General features: G+C 64.6%; 18 protein-coding genes. 3 read left to right on the top strand and 15 right to left on the bottom strand.

The features are described from left to right. Positions 1-130 precede the first annotated feature (130 nt). On the top strand, positions 131-457 hold the full coding sequence (locus LQT98_RS14825) for an FKBP-type peptidyl-prolyl cis-trans isomerase (protein WP_048409578.1): 327 nt from the start codon (positions 131-133) through the stop codon (positions 455-457). A 66-nt stretch (positions 458-523) separates the two neighbouring features. Here the strand turns inward: LQT98_RS14825 and LQT98_RS14820 are convergent, their stop codons facing one another. Next, positions 524-1,144, bottom strand: a complete 621-nt coding sequence (locus LQT98_RS14820; protein ID WP_231463218.1) for a DedA family protein — start codon at positions 1,142-1,144, stop codon at positions 524-526. Positions 1,145-1,257: 113 nt separating this feature from the next. On the opposite strand from LQT98_RS14820, the gene alr reads away from it, so the two are divergent. Then, the gene (gene alr / locus LQT98_RS14815; RefSeq protein ID WP_231463216.1) at positions 1,258-2,331 is read left to right on the top strand and encodes an alanine racemase; all 1,074 of its coding nucleotides are present in this window, start codon (positions 1,258-1,260) and stop codon (positions 2,329-2,331) included. Here alr and LQT98_RS14810 read toward each other — a convergent pair. From LQT98_RS14810 to rlmE, 6 genes are all read right to left on the bottom strand, one after another. Further along, positions 2,277-2,858, bottom strand: a complete 582-nt coding sequence (locus tag LQT98_RS14810) for a rhomboid family intramembrane serine protease (protein WP_231463214.1) — start codon at positions 2,856-2,858, stop codon at positions 2,277-2,279. The genes alr and LQT98_RS14810 overlap by 55 nt on opposite strands. Next, complete coding sequence (locus tag LQT98_RS14805) at positions 2,840-4,783, bottom strand: ExeM/NucH family extracellular endonuclease (protein WP_231463212.1); 1,944 nt, start codon at positions 4,781-4,783, stop codon at positions 2,840-2,842. The genes LQT98_RS14810 and LQT98_RS14805 overlap by 19 nt, the downstream gene beginning before the upstream one ends. 216 nt (positions 4,784-4,999) lie before the next feature. Beyond that, on the bottom strand, positions 5,000-6,334 hold the full coding sequence (gene glmM / locus LQT98_RS14800) for a phosphoglucosamine mutase (RefSeq protein WP_231463210.1): 1,335 nt from the start codon (positions 6,332-6,334) through the stop codon (positions 5,000-5,002). 78 nt (positions 6,335-6,412) lie between these two features. Next, entirely contained in the window at positions 6,413-7,255 is an 843-nt protein-coding gene (gene folP / locus LQT98_RS14795; RefSeq protein WP_231463208.1) for a dihydropteroate synthase, read from the bottom strand. Positions 7,256-7,344: 89 nt separating this feature from the next. Next, the gene (ftsH, locus tag LQT98_RS14790; RefSeq protein WP_048409572.1) at positions 7,345-9,255 is read right to left on the bottom strand and encodes an ATP-dependent zinc metalloprotease FtsH; all 1,911 of its coding nucleotides are present in this window, start codon (positions 9,253-9,255) and stop codon (positions 7,345-7,347) included. A gap of 83 nt (positions 9,256-9,338) precedes the next feature. After that, complete coding sequence (rlmE, locus tag LQT98_RS14785; protein WP_048409571.1) at positions 9,339-9,956, bottom strand: 23S rRNA (uridine(2552)-2'-O)-methyltransferase RlmE; 618 nt, start codon at positions 9,954-9,956, stop codon at positions 9,339-9,341. A gap of 133 nt (positions 9,957-10,089) precedes the next feature. On the opposite strand from rlmE, the gene yhbY reads away from it, so the two are divergent. Continuing rightward, the gene (yhbY, locus tag LQT98_RS14780; protein WP_048409570.1) at positions 10,090-10,410 is read left to right on the top strand and encodes a ribosome assembly RNA-binding protein YhbY; all 321 of its coding nucleotides are present in this window, start codon (positions 10,090-10,092) and stop codon (positions 10,408-10,410) included. A gap of 98 nt (positions 10,411-10,508) precedes the next feature. Here yhbY and LQT98_RS14775 read toward each other — a convergent pair whose 3' ends face one another. From LQT98_RS14775 to LQT98_RS14740, 8 genes are all read right to left on the bottom strand, one after another. Continuing rightward, a complete protein-coding gene (locus tag LQT98_RS14775; RefSeq protein ID WP_048409569.1) occupies positions 10,509-10,937 on the bottom strand; it encodes a DUF4149 domain-containing protein in 429 nt (142 codons plus the stop codon). A 59-nt stretch (positions 10,938-10,996) separates the two neighbouring features. Continuing rightward, positions 10,997-11,473, bottom strand: a complete 477-nt coding sequence (gene greA / locus LQT98_RS14770; RefSeq protein WP_048409568.1) for a transcription elongation factor GreA — start codon at positions 11,471-11,473, stop codon at positions 10,997-10,999. A 150-nt stretch (positions 11,474-11,623) separates the two neighbouring features. Beyond that, positions 11,624-14,833, bottom strand: a complete 3,210-nt coding sequence (gene carB / locus LQT98_RS14765) for a carbamoyl-phosphate synthase large subunit (protein ID WP_048409567.1) — start codon at positions 14,831-14,833, stop codon at positions 11,624-11,626. Between the two features lie 91 nt (positions 14,834-14,924). Further along, positions 14,925-15,575, bottom strand: a complete 651-nt coding sequence (leuE, locus tag LQT98_RS14760) for a leucine efflux protein LeuE (protein WP_048409566.1) — start codon at positions 15,573-15,575, stop codon at positions 14,925-14,927. 15 nt (positions 15,576-15,590) lie between these two features. Next, complete coding sequence (gene carA, locus LQT98_RS14755) at positions 15,591-16,718, bottom strand: glutamine-hydrolyzing carbamoyl-phosphate synthase small subunit (protein ID WP_231463206.1); 1,128 nt, start codon at positions 16,716-16,718, stop codon at positions 15,591-15,593. A gap of 270 nt (positions 16,719-16,988) precedes the next feature. Continuing rightward, entirely contained in the window at positions 16,989-17,738 is a 750-nt protein-coding gene (locus LQT98_RS14750; protein ID WP_231463204.1) for a type II secretion system protein N, read from the bottom strand. Further along, positions 17,735-18,244: a type II secretion system protein GspM gene (gspM, locus tag LQT98_RS14745; protein WP_053074347.1), complete on the bottom strand. Its 510-nt coding sequence runs from the start codon at positions 18,242-18,244 to the stop codon at positions 17,735-17,737. The genes LQT98_RS14750 and gspM overlap by 4 nt, the downstream gene beginning before the upstream one ends. Position 18,245: 1 nt before the next feature. After that, positions 18,246-19,013 (bottom strand): type II secretion system protein L (locus LQT98_RS14740; protein WP_231463202.1); only part of this gene is annotated, 768 nt, incomplete at its 5' end.

The raw sequence follows: 19,013 nt of genomic DNA, 5'->3' as shown, positions 1-19,013 counted from the left end.
ATTCCGTTATACCCCACGCGATGCAAAACACAAGCTGGCCATCCGGCTGCTATAATCCGCCGATTAGCACGGGGCCGCGCCCGGCCGCCTTGGCCCGGCCCCATCCCGCGCATCCGCGAAAGGAATTCCAATGAGCGAACTGATTATTGAAGAACTGGCAATCGGCGACGGCGCGGAAGCCGTCAGCGGCCAGGAAGTCACCGTGCATTACACCGGCTGGCTGACCGACGGCACCAAGTTCGACTCCAGCAAGGACCGCTTCCAGCCGTTCAGCTTCCCGCTGGGCGCCGGCTATGTGATCAAGGGCTGGGACCAGGGCGTGCTCGGCATGAAGGTGGGCGGCAAACGCAAGCTGACCATCCCGGCCGAACTGGGCTATGGCGCGCGTGGCGCCGGCGGCGTGATTCCGCCCAATGCCACTCTGGTATTCGAAGTGGAACTGCTGCAAGTGGGTTGAACCCCAACCACGCAAGGACGTAAAAAAAGCTTCCCCTGGGAAGCTTTTTTCATTGGTGGCGCTGGCTTATTTCTTCACGCACTGATGCTGGCGCCGGCGGCGCATCCAGACAAAGGCCACGCCCAGCAGCAAGGCCGCCACCACCGCCAGGATGCCGGCCTGGCCGCGATGCACCATGGTCATCAGCCACTCGCGATTGGCGGCGCCGTAATAGCCTAGATACACCCAGACCGGCACCGAGATCAACGCGGCGAAACCGTCCATCACCAGGAAACGCCAGTAGGACACCCGCCGTGTCATGCCGGCGGTGATGAAGATGGGGGAACGCAGGCCCGGCAGGAAGCGGGCGACGAACAGCACCCAATTGCCGTATTTTTCGAACTTCTCCTGCACCGCCTCGAAGCGCTCCTGGGTCAGGATGCGCGCGATGGGCCGGAATTTCAGCACTCGGTTGCCGAACACCCGCCCGGCGGTGAACATGATGCCGTCGCCGGCCAGCACGCCGGCCATGCCGACCACGAACATCCAATGCACATTGGTATAGCCTAGGCCGGAGATGATGCCTCCGGCCACCAGGGTGATGTCTTCCGGAATCGGCACGCCGAAACCGCATACCAGCAACACAGTGAACACGGCGAAATAGCCGTAGCCAGTGAAAAAATCGAGAAGTATTTGCAGAGTGTCCATTTTATTCCGCTTGCCGCCATGTCTCCGTTCAGGACGATCCTGGCGCGGCTGCGTTATCGGGGTACATCACCAGGGGCTTATAATAGCACACCTCCAACGCAGACTTTCTTGACATGACTCGCCCTATCCAGGTGGAAATCCACCGCTCCGCCATCCGCCACAACTACCTGCTGTCCCGTGCCCAGGCGCCGCAATCCAAGGCTTACGCCGTGCTCAAGGCCAACGCCTACGGCCATGGCCTGCTCGACGCGGTCCAGGCCTTGGCCGATGTCGCCGACGGCTTCGCCCTGCTCAATATCGAGGATGCCATCCGCCTGCGCCAAGCCGGCGTCCAGCAGGACATCGTGCTGCTGGAAGGCGCTTTCGACGCCGAGGAAGCCGCGGCGATGGCGCATTACCGGCTGGGCGGCGCGGTACATTCCCAACAACAGATAAGCTGGCTGGCCAAAGGTTCCGCCCAACAGCCGGTTTCTTGCTGGCTCAAGATCAATAGCGGCATGAATCGGCTGGGTTTCACGCCGGCCGAAGCCGCCGCCGCGCTGGCGCAATTGCGCGCGCAGCCCGGCGCGCGCGTCGACGCCCTGATGACTCACTTCGCCAGCGCCGACGACGACTACGGCGTCGCCGAACAATGGGGGCGCTTCCAGCCGCTGATCGCGCCCAGCGGTCTGCCGGTCAGCGCCGCCAACTCCGCCGCGCTGTTCCGCCACCCGCATACCCACGGCGCCATCGTGCGCCCCGGCATCGTGCTCTACGGCAGTTCGCCGTTTGCCGACACCGATGCCGCCGGCCTGGGCCTGCGTCCGGCGATGACGCTGAGCAGCCGCGTCATCGCGGTGCAAAAGGTGCCGGCCGGCGATGCCGTCGGCTACGGCCGCCGCCTGGTGGCCGAAGGCGAGATGCGCATCGGCATCGTCGCCTGCGGCTATGCCGACGGCTATCCGCGCATCGCCGCCAACGGCACGCCGGTCGCGGTGGACGGCCACCCGACGGGCACGGTCGGCCGGGTATCGATGGACATGCTGGCGGTGGATTTGAGCGAGCTGCCGCAGGCCGGCATCGGCAGCCGGGTCGAACTATGGGGCCCGCAAGTGCCGATAGAACGCGTCGCGGCTGGCGCCGACACCCTGGGCTATGAGCTGATGTGCGCGGTGGCACCGCGGGTGCCGCGCCTCGTCCATAACTGAAGCCAGCCGCAAGCGGCCAGCAAACCCAAGGCGGCGCCGCTCCAGTGCGCCGATACCAATACCGGTTCGCCGCCGCTCCAGCTAAGCGGGAACAGGCTCTGCCACGCCAGCCGCCCCAGCAAGACGGCCAGCCACAGGCCGCGCCAGCGCGGCTGGGTCAGCGCCAGCGCCGCCCACCAGCAGTAGACCAGGCCGGAGGCGCCGACGAAGGCCTGCGGCGCCGGCCACAGCCATTGCATCGCGGCGATGGCCGGCGGCGCCGCCAAGGCCAGCGTCAGCAGCAGCGGCGCTCTATCCCGCCCCAGCCATGCCAGCAAGGCCAGCGCCGCGCTATTGAGGCAGGCGTGGCGCGCGTCGGCGTGCACCCAGCCCCCACTCAGTAACCGCCACCACTCCGCGGCGTTCCACGGCTCGAAGCGCCATGACAGCGCCGCCGCGCCCCAGGGCGCGGCCAGCGGCAGCATGACGACGACGAGCAGCCATGGCCAGCCGTCGATGCTCCCCGGTTTCAGCTCTTGCGGCGCCACGCCGCCATCGCTGCCACCGCGCCAAGGCCCAGCAGCATGAGCAGCCCACCCTCGTCCGCCGCCGCCACCGCGTTGCCGCGGCGCGCCACATCGACGTACAAGGGATCATGGTCGGAGGAACGATAGGCATCCGCCGCATAGTACTTCTGCTGCTGTTCCGCGCTCTTGAACTCGCTGCTGTACTCCAGCGCCGTCGGCTCGTCGGCGTTGATGTGCCACTCCCCCGCGGCCAGCACCATGGAACTCAGCGCCTTGTCGGCCAAGGCGTGGTCCAGATTGCCGGACTCGCCGTTGAACACATAGGAATAGGCGTCGCGGCTCCAGCGCGCCAGCAGATTGTTGAAGCCGGCGCTTTCAAACGCGCGGATCGGATCTTCCTTAGCGTAGGAGTTCATATCTCCCAGCAGCAGCATGCCATCGTTGGGGCCGGGCTGCGGCCGGGTGGCGTACCAGGCCATCAGATCGCGCACTGCTTGCACCCGGGTCAGATTGCAATTGCCCTGGCCGTCGCCCTTGTCCACGTCGGACTGGCCGTCCACCACCTGGTCGGCGCAGCTGCTGCCCTTGGACTTCAGGTGATTGACCGCCACGGTAACCCGGCTCTTGCTCTTGGCGTCGAGCACAAAGGTCTGCAGCAATGCCGGCCGGTTCTTCTGCGGATTGCCTATCACCCTCACCTCGGCCTTGCCCTCCGCCGTCACCGTGGCCGGACGGTAGATCAGGCCGGTGGTGATCGCGTCGCTGCCCACCTGCGGCAGGCCGGGATTGGCGAAACGGTATTGCTTGGGCTGCGGCTGGCCCTGGTTCAAGGCGTTGACCAGGTCCTGGATCGCCGAATAGCGGTCGAAGCCGTCATTCTCGATTTCCATCAGTCCGACCACATCGGCGTCCAACTGACGAATCGCCGCCACGATCTTGGCTCGCTGACGCTCGAAATCCTGCTGGGTCTTGGCGCCGCGCGGCGTCGGGAAGCCCTTGCCCTGGCCATCGCCATTGAAGAAATTGAGCACATTGAAGCTGGCGAAACGCACGCTTTCCGGCAGGCGCTTGGGCGCGCCGGGACGCGGATTGCTGGCCACCGCGCGCGGCGCGGCCAGCGGCTGCAGCCGGTATTTGCCGAAGGCGTAGCTGACCACGCCGGTCACGCCATCCAGACGATCACCGCTGCGCAAGGTCTGGCTGGCGGACAAGCCGCCGGGCGCCGGCAGCCAGGCATTGGCGTTCTGGATCTGCAGGCCGTCGTCCAGCGTCAGCTTATCCAGTTGATTGGCCTCGCTCAGCGCCTTGGCCTCGGCGCTGCCGGGCAGGAAACGCTGGGTCGCGGTCCACAACCGCGGCTGGCTGGACAGCGTCAATTCGCCATAGCGGCCGTAGTCGTAATTGGCGGCGACATAGACCGGGCCTTCCAGCCTCACCGCCATGCCGGCCAACGCTTCCAGCTGGGCGCTGGATTGCAGCGGCAGGCGCAGGCTGGCGTAGGTCAGCGGCTCGCGGTAGACGCACTGCTCCACCGCGGCGATGCTGGCCGGAGTGATCTGAGTTTCGCTGGCGGCGTCGCCCTTGCGGCTGTACTCGGACACCTTGCCGGTGACGCGCACCACGTCGCCGGGTTTAAGCGTCGGCGCGGCCAGATTGCCGAGAAACACGAAGATGCCTTCCGAGGTGGCCGGGTCTGCATCCTGGTCCCGCGCCTCTTCTTGCAGATAGAAGCCACGCAATTGGCCGGTTCCGGTGAAGGCGCCGCTGACCACGCCCTCCACGGTCACGGTCTTGCCTTGTAGCGGGCTGCCGACGACGCGGCCCTGCACATCATGGATCAGGGTGGCGCCGGCGGCGCCACAGGCGGCCTGAGCCAAGGCCGGAACCGCCAGCGCCACTGCCATGGCGACCGGGCTCAAGGCCTTGAATGCTTTTGCTGTTTTCATGGTCTGGTTTCATCACGAGCGTAAGGAGCGCTGATTCTAACCAGAGCGCAATGACAAAAAGATGTCATTAGATACAGTTGCACGCAAAGTCACTATCTGTATGTTTCGCTTAAAAACAATAAGCTCCATTTCTTTCCAAATTCAGGCAATAAAAAACGCCAAACAGAAATTGTTTGGCGTTTTCATGCTGATGCCGGCAGCCGCCGGCTGTCGCGCTCAAGCGACTTGCCGAATCGCCTCCGCAATCGTCTGCGCCCATTGATCGGCGAGGATCTTGTCGTCGGCCTCCACCATCACCCGCACCACCGGCTCGGTGCCGGACGGGCGCAACACCACGCGGCCTCGGCCTTGCAAGGCCTGCTCGGCGGCGGCCAGCGGCGCCGCGGACGCGCTCTTCCAGTCGCAGCCATTATGACGGACATTGATCAGCGTCTGCGGATAAGGCTGCCAGTCGCTGCAGGCATCGGCCAGGCTCATGCCCAGATCGGTCAGGCTGGCCAGTACTTGCAGGCTGGAGATGATGCCGTCGCCAGTGGAATGGCAATCCAGGCACAGGATGTGGCCGGAAGCTTCGCCGCCCACCTGCCAGCCCTGGCCGTGCAGCATTTCCAATACATAGCGGTCGCCGACCTTGGCGCGGCCAAAGGCCACGCCCTGCTTGTTCAGCGCCAGCTCCATCGCCAGATTGGTCATCACCGTGCCCACCACGCCGCCCTTGAGCTTGCCGGCCGCCGCGCGCGCCTTGGCGATCACGTAGATCAGCTGGTCGCCGTCGTACACCGTGCCGTCGCGGTCCACCATGATCAGGCGGTCGCCGTCGCCGTCCAGCGCGATGCCGTAATCGGCGTGATGCTCCAGCACCGCCACTTGCAGGGTCTTGGGATAGGTGGCGCCCACCTTCTCGTTGATATTGTAGCCATCCGGCTCGCCACCTATGGTCACCACCTCGGCGCCCAATTCGTGGAACACCTTGGGCGCCACGTGATAGGTGGCGCCGTGGGCGCAATCCACCACCAGCTTCAAGCCCTTCAGATCGCGGTCGTTGGGGAAGCTGCTCTTGCAGAATTCGATGTAGCGCTCCACCGCGCCCTCGATGCGACGCACCCGGCCCAATTGCTCGGAGGGATTGGTCGCCATCGGCTGCTCCAGCATCGCCTCGATTTCCAGTTCGACCGCATCATCCAGCTTCTTGCCGCCTTCGGCGAAGAACTTGATGCCGTTATCCTGGAAGGGATTGTGCGAGGCGGAGATCATTACCCCGGCCTCCAGGCGCAGCGCGCGGGTCAGGTAGGCGATGCCCGGCGTCGGCAGCGGGCCGGTCAACAGCACATTGACGCCGGCGGCGGAAAAGCCGGCTTGCAGCGCGGCTTCCAGCATATAGCCGGAAATCCGGGTGTCCTTGCCTATCAGCACCGTCGGACGATGCCCCTTATCGTGGTCCACCAGCACCCGACCGGCGGCATAGCCCAGTTTCATCACGAATTCCGGCGTGATCGGGAACTGGCCGACCTCGCCGCGCACGCCATCGGTGCCAAAGTATTTACGGCTCATGTTTTTCTCTCGAATCCGGCCGGCTTCTGGCCAACCGCGGTAATCGCTACGCCGGCTATTGTGCGCCAGGCGTACCCCTTAGTTCAATCCTTCCAAAGCGGCCAGCACTTGCAGCGCCTGATGCGTGGCCTTCACATCGTGCACGCGGATGATGCGCGCGCCGCGCCGCGCCGATTCCAGCGCTACCGCCACGCTGGCGCCCAGCCGCTCCGCCGGCACCGCTTCGCCGGTGATCGCGCCCAGCATGGACTTGCGGCTCAAGCCCACCAGCAGCGGCGAGCCGGCCGCGCGCTCGATCTCGGGCAGGCCGCGCAGCAGCGCCAAATTATGTTCCAGCGTCTTGCCGAAACCGAAACCGGGATCGGCCAGCAAACGCTCGCGGGCGACGCCGGCATCCAGGCACAGCTGGACGCGCCGCGCCAGGTAGCCGGCCACTTCGGCCACCACGTCAGCGTACTCCGGACGATCCTGCATGGTGTCCGGATTGCCCTGCTTGTGCATCAGGCAGATCGCCGCGTCCGCGCCCGCCACCAATTCCAGCGCGCCCGCGTCTTCCAGCGCCGACACATCGTTGACCAGGTCCACCGCGCCCAAGGCCAGCGCCTCGCGCATCACCGCCGTGCGGCGCGTGTCCAGCGACAGCGGCGCGCCCAGCTCGCGCAGGCGCTCCAGCACCGGCAGCACCCGCTCCATTTCCTGTTCCGGGCTGACATGGGGCGCATTGGGCCGCGTGGATTCGCCGCCGATGTCGAGGACAGCCGCGCCTTCGGCCAGCATCCGCTCGGCATGCCGTAAAGCCTGGTCCAAGGCGTTGAAGCGGCCGCCATCGGAAAAGGAGTCCGGGGTGACGTTCAGAATGCCCATCACCAGCGGACGGGACAGATCGAGCGTGAAGCGCCCGCATTGCAAAGAGGGTTTCATGATCTGACTACGCTCATGGATGGGTATGAATTGTCGCAAAAAAACCGGGCAAGCCCATCAAGGCTTGCCCGGCTTCTTCACTTAAGGTCTCAGACTTCCTGGGCCGGATCGGCGCTGACCTCCGCCGCCGGCGGCGTCGGCTTGTCTTCCTGCGGCTTGGCCGCGAAACCGGCGCCCGGCTTGGGCGGACGCGGCGGCTTGCCGTCCATCAGATCGTTGATCTGATCCGCGTCGATGGTTTCCCATTCCAGCAGCGCGGCGGTCATCGCTTCCACCTTGTCGCGGTTCTCTTCCAGCAGGCGGCGCGCCAGCGCGTACTGCTCGTCGATGATGCGGCGGATTTCAGCGTCCACCTGCTGCATGGTGGCTTCGGACAGGTTCTTGTGGGTGGTGATGGAGCGGCCGAGGAAGACTTCGCCCTCGTTCTCGCCGTACACCATCGGGCCCAGCTTGTCGCTCATGCCGTAGCGGGTCACCATGTCGCGCGCCATTTGCGTGGCGCGCTCGAAGTCATTGGAAGCGCCGGTGGTCATCTGGTTCATGAACAGCTCTTCCGCGATGCGGCCGCCAAACAGAATGGCGATGCGGTCCAGCAGATAGCCGCGATCATAGGCGAAGCGATCCTGTTCCGGCAGCTGCATGGTCACGCCCAGCGCGCGACCGCGCGGGATGATGGTGACCTTGTGCACCGGATCGGCCTTGGGCAACAGCTTGGCGACGACGGCGTGGCCGGACTCGTGATAAGCGGTGTTGCGCTTCTCTTCCTCGGTCATCACCATGCTGCGGCGCTCGGCGCCCATCATGATCTTGTCCTTGGCGGACTCCAGGTCCTCCATGTCCACCAGGCGCTTGTTGCGGCGCGCGGCGAACAAGGCGGCTTCGTTGATCAGGTTGGCAAGGTCGGCACCGGAGAAGCCCGGCGTACCGCGCGCGATCACCTCGGCGTTGACGTCGGCGGCGATAGGCACTTTGCGCATGTGCACGCCCAGGATCTGTTCACGGCCGCGGATGTCCGGCAACGGCACCACCACCTGGCGGTCGAAACGGCCAGGACGCTGCAGCGCCGGGTCCAGCACGTCCGGACGGTTGGTCGCGGCGATCACGATCACGGTGGAATTGGTGTCGAAACCGTCCATTTCCACCAACAGTTGGTTCAGCGTCTGTTCGCGCTCGTCGTTGCCACCGCCGAGACCGGCGCCGCGCTGACGACCGACCGCGTCGATCTCGTCGATGAAGATGATGCACGGCGAGTTCTTCTTGGCTTGCTCGAACATGTCGCGCACGCGGGCCGCGCCCACGCCGACGAACATTTCAACGAAGTCGGAGCCGGAGATGCTGAAGAACGGCACCTTGGCCTCGCCGGCGATGGCCTTGGCCAGCAAGGTCTTGCCGGTACCGGGCGAGCCGGCCAGCAGGATGCCGCGCGGAATGCGGCCGCCCAGGCTCTGGTAGCGGGAAGGATCGCGCAGGTAATCGACGATCTCCTTCACCTCTTCCTTGGCCTCGTCGCAGCCGGCGACATCGGCGAAGGTGACGGTGTTGGCGTCCTGGTCCAGCATCCTGGCCTTGCTCTTGCCGAAGGAGAACGCGCCGCCCTTGCCGCCGCCCTGCATCTGGCGCATGAAGAACACCCAGACGCCGATCAGCAACAGCATGGGGAACCAGCTGATGAAAATATTCATCAGCATGGACGGCTCTTCTTCCGGCTTGGCGGAGAAGCGGACGTTGTTCTTGATCAGGTCGTCGACCAGTTGCGGATCGTAGGGCGCGTAGGTGCTGAACGCGGAGCCGTCGGTCAGCTTGCCTTTCAGCCATTGCCCGCGCAGCGGGTGGCCTTCTATGGTCAGGGACTGGACCTTGCCGGACTCGACATCGCTGATGAACTGCGAATATTCAAGCTGATTCTGGGTATCCTGACGCTTGTTGAACTGATTGAATACCGTCATCAGTACCAAACCGATGATGACCCATATCGCGATGTTTTTGCCGATATTGTTCACGAGTAGCGGACTCCTCTGTGCCCTGACTTTTTGGTTGCTTGTCTAGATATTTGCTTTGATTGTACGCCGCGAGCCACTTTATGTCAGCGTCGGCCTTTGCCCAGCAGGTAAATTTCGCTGGAACGGTCGCGCGACGCTTTCGGCTTGCGGGTGACTACCTCGTCGAACAGCTCGCGCATGGACTTGAGATAGGCTTGGAAATCGCTGCCCTGGAACACTTTGACGAGAAAATGGCCGCCAGGTTTCAAATGATCCCGCGCAAATTCCAGCGCCAGCTCGCATAACAGGAAACTCCTGGCCTGGTCCATGGCGCTCATGCCTGACATATTGGGCGCCATATCGGAAATTACAAGGTCCAATTCGCGGCCGCCGAGCAATTGCACGAATTGCGCCAGCACTTCTTCCTCGCGGAAGTCGCCCTGGATGAAGTCGACGCCGGGCACCGGATCCATGTCCAGGATGTCGAGCGCGAATACCTTGCCGCTGTCGCCGACGATGCGCGCCGCCACCTGCGACCAGCTGCCGGGCGTGGAGCCGAGGTCGGCCAGCACCGTGCCGGGACGGATCAGCTTGTCCTTGTCGTTGATTTCCAGCAGCTTGTAAGCGGCGCGCGCGCGGTAGCCGTCTTTCTGCGCCTGGTTGACGTAGGGGTCGTTGACGTGTTCCTGCAGCCAGCCATTGCTGCTCTTGCTTCTAGCCATTGCGCTAGCTCCGTTGGTGGGACAACAGGCCAGCCGCGCTATCCTGTTGTTTTTCAGTTATTTTAGGCGCGGACTTTGGGAAAGCGCGCAAATTCGAGTAGAATCCGCTTTTGCTTTGTAAATCCGTATTTCCATGAAAATTGAACTCAAGCCGTTCCAGCGCAAACATTTGCAGGGACTGGCGCACGGCCTCAACCCGGTGGTGATGATAGGCAATAACGGCCTGACCGACGCGGTGATCCGCGAAATCGCCATCAATCTGGACGCGCACGAACTGATCAAGGTCCGCGTGCTGGGCGACGACCGCGAAGCGCGCGTCGCCATGTTCGAGCAGATCTGCGAAGACCTGGGCGCCGCCCCGGTTCAGCATATCGGCAAGCTGCTGGTGCTGTGGCGCCCCAGCGATAAGGAGCGCATCGTTCTGCCCAAGAACAAGCAAGCGCTGAAGGGCTGAACGCCGCTCGCGGCGATCGCGCTTCGTAGAAAAGCGGTGGCATGCCACCGCTTTTGTTTTGTCCCCTCCCAAGAGAGAGCGCTACGGCGAGCCGTAGCTTAATCGTTGCGCCAGACGTAGACCAAGCCCATCAGGCTCTGCACCAGATAGATCAGGCTGGAAATCGCGTGCCAGGTGGCGAAGCCTCCGCCGAACAGGCCTTCGGCCGCATGATTCATCTGCGCCTTGAGATTGGCGATGATGGGGGTGACGGCGAAGTGATTGATCAGCGTGCAGGCCAGCATGCCCATCACCAGCCAGAAGCCGCTTTCCTTGACCCCGGCCGCGCCGTTGCGGCGGATATGGTCGACCAGCAGGATCACCCCGCACACCAGCCCCACCCAGGCGATGCTGGCGAACAGCTTGCCGGCCACCATGCCGGCGGTGACCCGGTCCAGCATGGCGAACAGCACCGGCGCCACGATGATGCCTATCACCCACAAGCCGCCAATCCAGAAGGTCTTGGCGATGGAACGCAATCCATCCATGTCTCAGTCCTCTCCCGCGCCGCGCCGAGCGCCAGGCCTAGGCCCGCGCCCCGCCGCCATCAGATGTATTTGACGTCGAGCACTTCGTATTCGCGGATGCCGCCCGGAGCCACCACTTCGGCCACGTCGCCGGCTTCCTTGCCGATCAGCGCGCGCGCGATCGGGGAGTTCACCGATACCTTGCACACCTTGATGTCGGCTTCGTCGTCGCCGACGATCTGGTAGGTGACGTTTTCCTCGCTCTCCAGATCCATCAGTTCGACGGTGGCGCCGAACACCACGCGGCCATCGGCATCCAGCTCGGCCGGGTTCACGATCAGCGCATTGGAAATCTTGCCTTCCAGTTCCGCGATGCGGCCTTCGACAAAGCCCTGGCGTTCCTTGGCCGCGTCGTATTCGGCGTTCTCGGACAAGTCGCCATGCGAGCGGGCTTCGGCAATCGCCTCGATCACCGACGGACGTTCCACGCTCTTGAGGCGTTGCAGCTCTTCTTTCAGAAGTTCGGCACCGCGCACGGTCAACGGGACTTTGATCATTTCAGAATTCTCTCCAGAGGCGGCACTCCGCCTTCATCAAAAGCACAAGCCGCCGTACTGGACGGCGGCTTGAAGTAGCGGGTTATGGGGGGATTGTAACGGCAAACCGCTCCCGCTTCCAAGCCCCCACGGACTAAGCCGCCGTCAGTCTCAACCCTGGATCTGGCTGTGCAGCTCTTGCACGCTGTAGACGTCGAACTCCTCGGCGTGGGCCATGCCCACGCACACCGCCTTGGCGCCGGCCAGGGTGGTGTATTGCGGAATCCGTGCCTGCAAGGCCGAGCGGCGGATGGAGTGGCTGTCCTGAATCGCCTGGCGCTTCTCGTCCACGGTATTGATCAGCAGATCGATTTCCGAGTTCTTGATCATGTCGACGATGTGCGGACGGCCTTCATTGACCTTGTTGACCACCTGCACCACGATGCCGGCGGCGGACAAGTGCTTGGCGGTGCCGCGCGTCGCGCAGACGCCGAAGCCCAGGCGCTGCAGTTCGCGCGCCACTTCCACCGCGCCGTTCTTGTCGCTGTCGCGCACCGACAGGAACACCTTGCCGGTCTTGGGCAGGCGGTCGCCGGCGCCCAGCTGACCCTTGACGTAGGCTTCGGCGAAGGTCTTGCCCACGCCCATCACTTCGCCGGTGGACTTCATTTCCGGCCCCAGGATGGTGTCGACGCCGGGGAACTTGATGAAGGGGAAGACCGCTTCCTTCACCGCGTAGAACGGCGGGATCACTTCCTTGGTGAAGCCTTGCTCGACGAGACCGATGCCGGCCATCGCGCGCGCGGCGATCTTGGCCAGCGGCGCGGAAGTCACTTTGGAGACAAAGGGCACGGTGCGGCTGGCGCGCGGATTCACCTCCAGCACGTAGATGGTGTCGCCCTGGATGGCGAACTGCACATTCATCAGGCCGACCACGTTCAACGCGCGGGCCATGGCCACGGTCTGGCGGCGGATTTCGTCCTGCACCGCCGGGAACAGGCTGTAGGGCGGCAGCGAGCAAGCGGAGTCGCCGGAGTGGACGCCGGCCTGCTCCACGTGCTGCATGATGCCGCCGATCACCACGCTGTCGCCGTCGGACACGCAGTCGACGTCGACTTCGATCGCATCATTGAGGAAGCGGTCCAGCAGCACCGGGCTGTCGTTGGACACCTTCACCGCCTCGCGCATATAGCGTTCCAGGTCAGCCGGCTCATGGACGATTTCCATCGCGCGGCCGCCCAACACGTAGGACGGGCGCACCACCAGCGGGTAACCGATTTCCTCGGCCAGCTTCATCGCTTCGGCCGGCGCGCGCGCGGTGCGGTTGGGCGGCTGCTTCAGGCCCAGCTCGTTCAGCAGCTTCTGGAAGCGCTCGCGGTCCTCGGCGGCGTCTATCATGTCCGGCGTGGTGCCGATGATGGGCACGCCGTTGGCTTCCAGCGCGCGCGCCAGTTTCAGCGGAGTCTGGCCGCCGTACTGGACGATGACGCCGAACGGTTTTTCGATGCGGCAGATTTCCAGCACGTCTTCCAGCGTCAGCGGCTCGAAATACAGACGGTCCGAGGTATCGTAGTCGGTGGACACGGTTTCCGGGTTGCAGTTGACCATGATGGTCTCGAAACCGGATTCACGCAGCGCCAGCGCCGCGTGCACGCAGCAGTAGTCGAACTCGATGCCCTGGCCGATGCGGTTGGGCCCGCCGCCCAGCACCATCACCTTCTTGCGGTCGGACGGATTGGATTCGCACTCTTCTTCATAGCTCGAGTACATATAGGCGGTATTGGTGGCGAACTCGGCGGCGCAGGTGTCGACGCGCTTGTACACCGGGTGCAGGTTCAAGCTCCAGCGCTTGGCGCGCACCGCGGCCTGGTCCGAGCCCAACAGCTCGCCCAAACGGCGGTCGGAGAAGCCCTTGCGCTTCAGGCGACGCAATTCGGCGTAGTCCAGTTCTTCCACCTTGCGGCCGGCCAGCGCTTGTTCTTCGCCGATCAGGTCTTCGATCTGAGCCAGGAACCAGGGGTCGATCTTGCTGACCGCGTGGATGTCGTCGCGGCTCATGCCGATGCGGAAGGCGTCGGCCACGTATAGAATGCGCTCCGGTCCCGGCGTGCCCAGTTCGTGGCGGATCGCCGCTTCGTCGCTGGTCACCGGATCGAAGCCGGCCAGGCCGGTTTCCAGGCCGCGCAGCGCTTTCTGCATCGATTCCTGCAAGGTGCGGCCCATCGCCATCACTTCGCCCACCGATTTCATCTGGGTGGTCAGACGGTCGTCGGCCTGCGGGAATTTCTCGAAGGCGAAACGCGGAATCTTGGTGACCACGTAGTCGATGGACGGCTCGAAGGAGGCCGGGGTGGCGCCGCCGGTGATGTCGTTCTTCAGTTCATCCAGCGTGAAGCCCACCGCCAGCTTGGCGGCGATCTTGGCGATGGGGAAACCGGTGGCCTTGGACGCCAGCGCCGAGGAGCGGCTGACGCGCGGGTTCATTTCGATGACGATCATCTCGCCGGTGGCCGGATTGGTGGCGAACTGCACATTGGAGCCGCCGGTGTCCACGCCGATCTCGCGCAGCACCGCCAGGCTGGCGTTGCGCATGATCTGGTATTCCTTGTCGGTCAGCGTCTGCGCCGGCGCCACGGTGATGGAGTCGCCGGTGTGCACGCCCATCGGATCGAAGTTCTCGATCGAGCAGATGATGATGCAGTTGTCGTTCTTGTCGCGCACCACCTCCATCTCGTACTCTTTCCAGCCCAGCACCGATTGTTCGATCAGCAGCTCATGGGTGGGCGAGGCTTCGAAGCCGCGCTCGCAGATGGCCAGGAATTCTTCGCGGTTGTAGGCGATGCCGCCGCCGGAGCCGCCCATGGTGAAGGACGGGCGGATCAGCGTCGGGAAGCCCACCTTGGCCTGCGCTTCCAGCGACGCTTCCATGGTGTGGCAGACGAAGGACAGCGGGCAGGACAGGCCGATCTTGGCCATCGCCTCCTTGAAGCGGCCGCGGTCCTCGGCCTTGTCGATCGCGTCCTCGGTGGCGCCGATCAGCTCCACCTTGTATTTTTCCAGCACCCCGTTCTTGGCCAGGTCCAGCGCGCAGTTGAGCGCGGTCTGCCCGCCCATGGTCGGCAGGATGGCGTCCGGGCGCTCCTTGGCGATGATTTTTTCCACCACCTTCCAGGTGATGGGCTCGATGTAGGTGACATCGGCCATGTCCGGGTCGGTCATGATGGTGGCCGGGTTGGAGTTCACCAGGATGACTTTGTAGCCCTCTTCGCGCAGGGCCTTGCACGCTTGCGCGCCGGAGTAGTCGAATTCGCAGGCCTGGCCGATGACGATGGGGCCGGCTCCGATGATCAGAATGCTTTTGAGGTCGCTACGCTTTGGCATGGTTCTACTCTTTATGATTGCATTTTGTTTGCCGCGAAGCCCGGGCGCCTGGGACGCCCGGCGGCTTCTTGGCGAATATTAAATCTTGGTCTTACAGGCTGGCCGCCGCCAGCTTGGCGCCGAAGCCGACGAACAGCGCGCCCACCGAGCCGCCCAGCGCCGCGCTCAACCTGCGGCGGCGGCGGAAGGCCTGGGCCAGCCGGTGGCCGGCGACGATCAGCGCGGTCAGGTACAGTGTGCTGCACACTTCCACGATCAGCCCCAGCGCGACGAAGGTCAGCGCCGGATGCGGGTAGGCGGGATCGACGAACTGGACGAAGAAGGACACGAAAAACAGGATGGCCTTCGGATTCATCAGGCTGATCAGCAAGGCCTTGACGAAGGGGTTCTCCTCTCCCACCAGCACCGACTTGGCCTCGGCGGCTTCGCCGCGGGCGGCGCGGCGCCAGGCCGTCAGCGCGCCGCGCAGCATATTGAAGCCCAGCCAGGCCAGGTAGCCGCCGCCCAGATACTTGACCACGGCGAACAGCGCCGGATTGGCCTTCAGCAGGCCGGCCGCGCCGGTGGCCGCCAGCGTCATCAGGATGAAGTCGCCGATGATGATGCCGCCGGCGCCGGCAAAGCCGGCGCGAGTGCCGCGCTGCGCCGCCACCGACAGCACATACATGGAGTTGGGCCCCGGCAGCAGCACGATGACGATGGCGCCCAGCAGATAGGTGGTGAGATCGGTAATCCCCAGCATGTCCCCGCTCCCCGCTTAAACGCGTTCCGCCATCGAGGCGATGAAGCGGTCGAACAGATAGGCGACGTCTTCCGGACCCGGACTGGCTTCCGGATGGCCCTGGAAGGAGAAGGCCGGACGGTCGGTCAGCGCGATGCCCTGCACCGTGCCGTCGAACAGCGAGCGATGAGTGACGCGCACATTGGCCGGCAAGCTGGTTTCATCCACCTGGAAACCGTGGTTCTGGCTGGTGATCATCACCCGGCCGCTGTCCAGATCTTGCACCGGGTGGTTGGCGCCGTGGTGGCCGAACTTCATCTTGGACGTCTTGCCGCCGCTGGCCAGGCCCAGCAGTTGATGACCCAGGCAGATGCCGAACACCGGCAGCTTGGCGTCCAGGATGTCGCGAATGGCGGCGATGGCGTAATCACACGGTTCCGGATCGCCGGGACCGTTGGACAGGAACACGCCGTGCGGATTCAGCGCCAGCACATCGGCGGCCGGAGTCTTGGCCGGCACCACGGTCAGCTGACAGCCGCGCTCGGCCAGCATGCGCAGGATGTTGTGCTTGACGCCGAAGTCATAGGCAACCACGTGGAAACGAGTGGACGCCTGCACCTGATAGCCGGCGCCCAGCTTCCACTCGCGCTCGGTCCAGGCGTAAGGCTTGTCGCAGCTGACCACTTGGGCCAGATCCTGGCCGGCCATGGAGCCGAAACCGCGCGCCAGTTCCAGCGCGCGCGCCTCATCGATGTCCCCGGCCATCACGCAGCCGGCCTGGGCGCCCTTCTCGCGCAGGATGCGGGTCAGGCGGCGGGTGTCGATGTCGGCGATGGCGACGACATTGTGTCGCTTCAGATAAGCGGACAAGGAGTCTTCGGCGCGGAAGTTGCTGTGCAGCAGCGGCAGATCGCGAATGATCAGGCCGGATGCAAAAACGGCGCGAGATTCGGTGTCTTCCGAATTCGCGCCGACGTTGCCGATATGGGGATAAGTCAGGGTGACGATCTGTTTGGTATAGGAGGGGTCGGTCAAAATCTCCTGATAGCCGGTGATGGCGGTATTGAAAACCACCTCGCCCACCGTATGTCCGGCGGCCCCGATAGCACTGCCCTTGAACACGGTGCCATCGGCCAAGACAAGGATTGCGGGTACGGTTGACACAAGCTGCTCCTATTGCGTTTGCGGCGGGTAAGGAAAAACCGGCTGCGCCGGTTTTTGTTTGACCCCGTCCGCCGGCCCGGCCGCCTCGCTCGCGCAAGGCCTCCGCCGCGACAGATGGGATCTGTCCCTACCCTAAGTTTTCGAATTGCTTTATGTGAAGAACGGGACTCGATGCCTGGCGCATCAGTCCCGTTTGGTTAAACCTTTCTATAGTACCGCTGTGAAGAAAAAATCACAAGAAAATTCGATAACATGACGAATGAGCGGCGCTCAGACGCCTGGATGGATTTGCCATTGCACGCTGTTCGGCCCGCTCGGCTTGCCCAGCATCAGCATCAGCGGCTTCAAGGCGTCGTATTTTTCCGGCGGGCTGTCGGCGCTGCCGGCCAGCGCGAACGCGGCGCCCGGCTGCCACTGCCCCTGGCCGCTCAGATTCAACGGTCCGTCCAGCGTCGTCACGTTCAAACTCACCCCGGCGCCGGCGCCGTTGACTTCCAGTTGATAGGAACCAAACGGCGACAACGGACTCAAGGGCGAGGCCGCGCCCAGCCAGCTGACATGCAGATTGCCGTTCAATTGACCGCCCTTGCGGCTGAACTGGCCGATCTTGACCTGCAGATCCCCGCCAAGGCGCGCCGCCTGCCAGGTCTTGGACAGATTCGCCAGCGCCGCCACCGGCAAGGTCAGGTTGACGCCGTTCACTTCCACGCCGCCCCAGGCCCACTCCAGCTTGCCGTCCTGGCCGTCGCTCTCCAGCAGCCAGATCGCCCGCCCCGACAGCAAGGCCTTGGGCTGGAAATGCCAGCCTATCCGGCTCATCGGCAGCACTTCTCCCTTGTCGCCGACATAGACCAACTGCGTCTTGCCCTGCCACACCGTGCCTTGCGCGCCGCTGAACTGCCAGCGCTCGCCGGTGGCGCGCAGCAAGGGCAGCGACAGCAAGCTAGCCGGCAGCGCGGCGATCAGGCCGGCCAAGAACAAGACGCCCAGTAGCGCGCCTATCAGGATCTTCCGTTTCATGCGCCGCCTCCCGCATGGCCGAACAAGGCCTTGATATGCACCTGCCCCGGCATGGGCTGCGCCTCGGTCTGCACGCTGAGCACACGCACCTGGTGCTGAGCCGCCAACACGCCGGCCAGCTTGACCCAGGCATCGAAGGCCAGCACGCCTTCCAGCGCCACGCCGGATTCGCCCTCCGGACTCAGCCGCCAGCCGGCCTCGTTCAATCCCTGGCTTTGCGCCACCTGTCGGATCACCGGCATCAATTCCTTGGCCGGCAAGGCCGCCTGCGCCGGCTGCCGCTTCAGTTGCTCGGCTTCGCGCGCCAGGGACCCCACATAGCTCAGTTCGGCTTGCAAGCGCCCGACAGCGGCGCGGTTGCGCTCCACCGATTTGGCCGCAGGCTCCCACACCGCGGCGTAGAGCAGGCCGACGCCGAGCACCAGCGCCATTGCCGCCAGCAGCCCTTGTTCGCGGCGGCTGCGCTGCCGCCAGTAGACGGCGAATTGTTCACGGTATTGCTTCATTTCAAGGTTCTCGCGACAGGCTGAGTTCTTTGGTGCCCTGTTGGGTGGTGGCCACGTCCAGGCGGATCTGCTGGGCGGCCAATTGGCTGCGCCAGCGCTGCAGCGTGTCCGCCGGCACTTCCGCCACCTGCAGCTTGAGCCGGCCGCTGTCATAGCTGAGCGAACGGGTTTGCAGTTCGCGGCCGCTAAGCGCGGCCAGCGCGCCCATCAGTTCCAAGGCGTCGTCGCGCGCCGGCAGGCCGTGGCTCAGCCGCAATTTGTCCACCGCGCGCGTCATCGCCAACGCGCTGCTGCCCGGCATCGCCTGACCGCCGATCCAGGGCTTGGCGGCGGCGCGGATGTCCGCCGACAAGCTTTGTTTCTGCCAGGCGTACCAGCCGGCCTGGCCCAGGGTCAGCGCCAGCTGCGCCGCCAGCAGGCCACCCAGCGCCAAGCCGCTGCGCCGCAGCGCCGGTCCCCAGTCGCGCCAGCGGCGATTGGCCGCCAAATCGCCGTTGGCGAAGTCAAACGCTTGCTGTGCCTGGCCGCTGCACCAATCATGGGCGGCCAATTGCCTGGGTTCGCCCTGCCATGCCGGCAGGCGCGCGCCGACCAGGGCGGCGTCGGCGCCGCACACGCTCAGGCTGGCTGGCGGCCACTCCGCCGCCAGCCGAGCGAACAGCAGTTGCTCGGCCAACTCGCCGCAATACGGCAGGCGGATGGCGCGCGCCGCGCTCAGCCGCAACAGCCAGCCGTCGGCGCCGCGCGCCACGCTCCAGCCATCGCGCGC

It is taken from the genome of Chromobacterium aquaticum (assembly GCF_021129195.1).
GTDB lineage: Bacteria > Pseudomonadota > Gammaproteobacteria > Burkholderiales > Chromobacteriaceae > Chromobacterium > Chromobacterium aquaticum.
This window is presented reverse-complemented; position numbering and strand designations above follow the sequence as displayed.

Bases quoted from the DNA above. Each gene is read 5' to 3' on its own strand.
- folP (WP_231463208.1), bottom strand. From the start codon at position 7,255: ATGAAACCCTCTTTGCAATGCGGGCGCTTCACGCTCGATCTGTCCCGT.
- gspM (WP_053074347.1), bottom strand. From the start codon at position 18,244: ATGAAGCAATACCGTGAACAATTCGCCGTCTACTGGCGGCAGCGCAGC.
- greA (WP_048409568.1), bottom strand. From the start codon at position 11,473: ATGATCAAAGTCCCGTTGACCGTGCGCGGTGCCGAACTTCTGAAAGAA.
- yhbY (WP_048409570.1), top strand. From the start codon at position 10,090: ATGAAAATTGAACTCAAGCCGTTCCAGCGCAAACATTTGCAGGGACTG.
- leuE (WP_048409566.1), bottom strand. From the start codon at position 15,575: ATGCTGGGGATTACCGATCTCACCACCTATCTGCTGGGCGCCATCGTC.
- LQT98_RS14775 (WP_048409569.1), bottom strand. From the start codon at position 10,937: ATGGATGGATTGCGTTCCATCGCCAAGACCTTCTGGATTGGCGGCTTG.
- LQT98_RS14820 (WP_231463218.1), bottom strand. From the start codon at position 1,144: ATGGACACTCTGCAAATACTTCTCGATTTTTTCACTGGCTACGGCTAT.
- rlmE (WP_048409571.1), bottom strand. From the start codon at position 9,956: ATGGCTAGAAGCAAGAGCAGCAATGGCTGGCTGCAGGAACACGTCAAC.
- LQT98_RS14825 (WP_048409578.1), top strand. From the start codon at position 131: ATGAGCGAACTGATTATTGAAGAACTGGCAATCGGCGACGGCGCGGAA.
- LQT98_RS14750 (WP_231463204.1), bottom strand. From the start codon at position 17,738: ATGAAACGGAAGATCCTGATAGGCGCGCTACTGGGCGTCTTGTTCTTG.
- alr (WP_231463216.1), top strand. From the start codon at position 1,258: ATGACTCGCCCTATCCAGGTGGAAATCCACCGCTCCGCCATCCGCCAC.
- glmM (WP_231463210.1), bottom strand. From the start codon at position 6,334: ATGAGCCGTAAATACTTTGGCACCGATGGCGTGCGCGGCGAGGTCGGC.
- carB (WP_048409567.1), bottom strand. From the start codon at position 14,833: ATGCCAAAGCGTAGCGACCTCAAAAGCATTCTGATCATCGGAGCCGGC.
- LQT98_RS14805 (WP_231463212.1), bottom strand. From the start codon at position 4,783: ATGAAAACAGCAAAAGCATTCAAGGCCTTGAGCCCGGTCGCCATGGCA.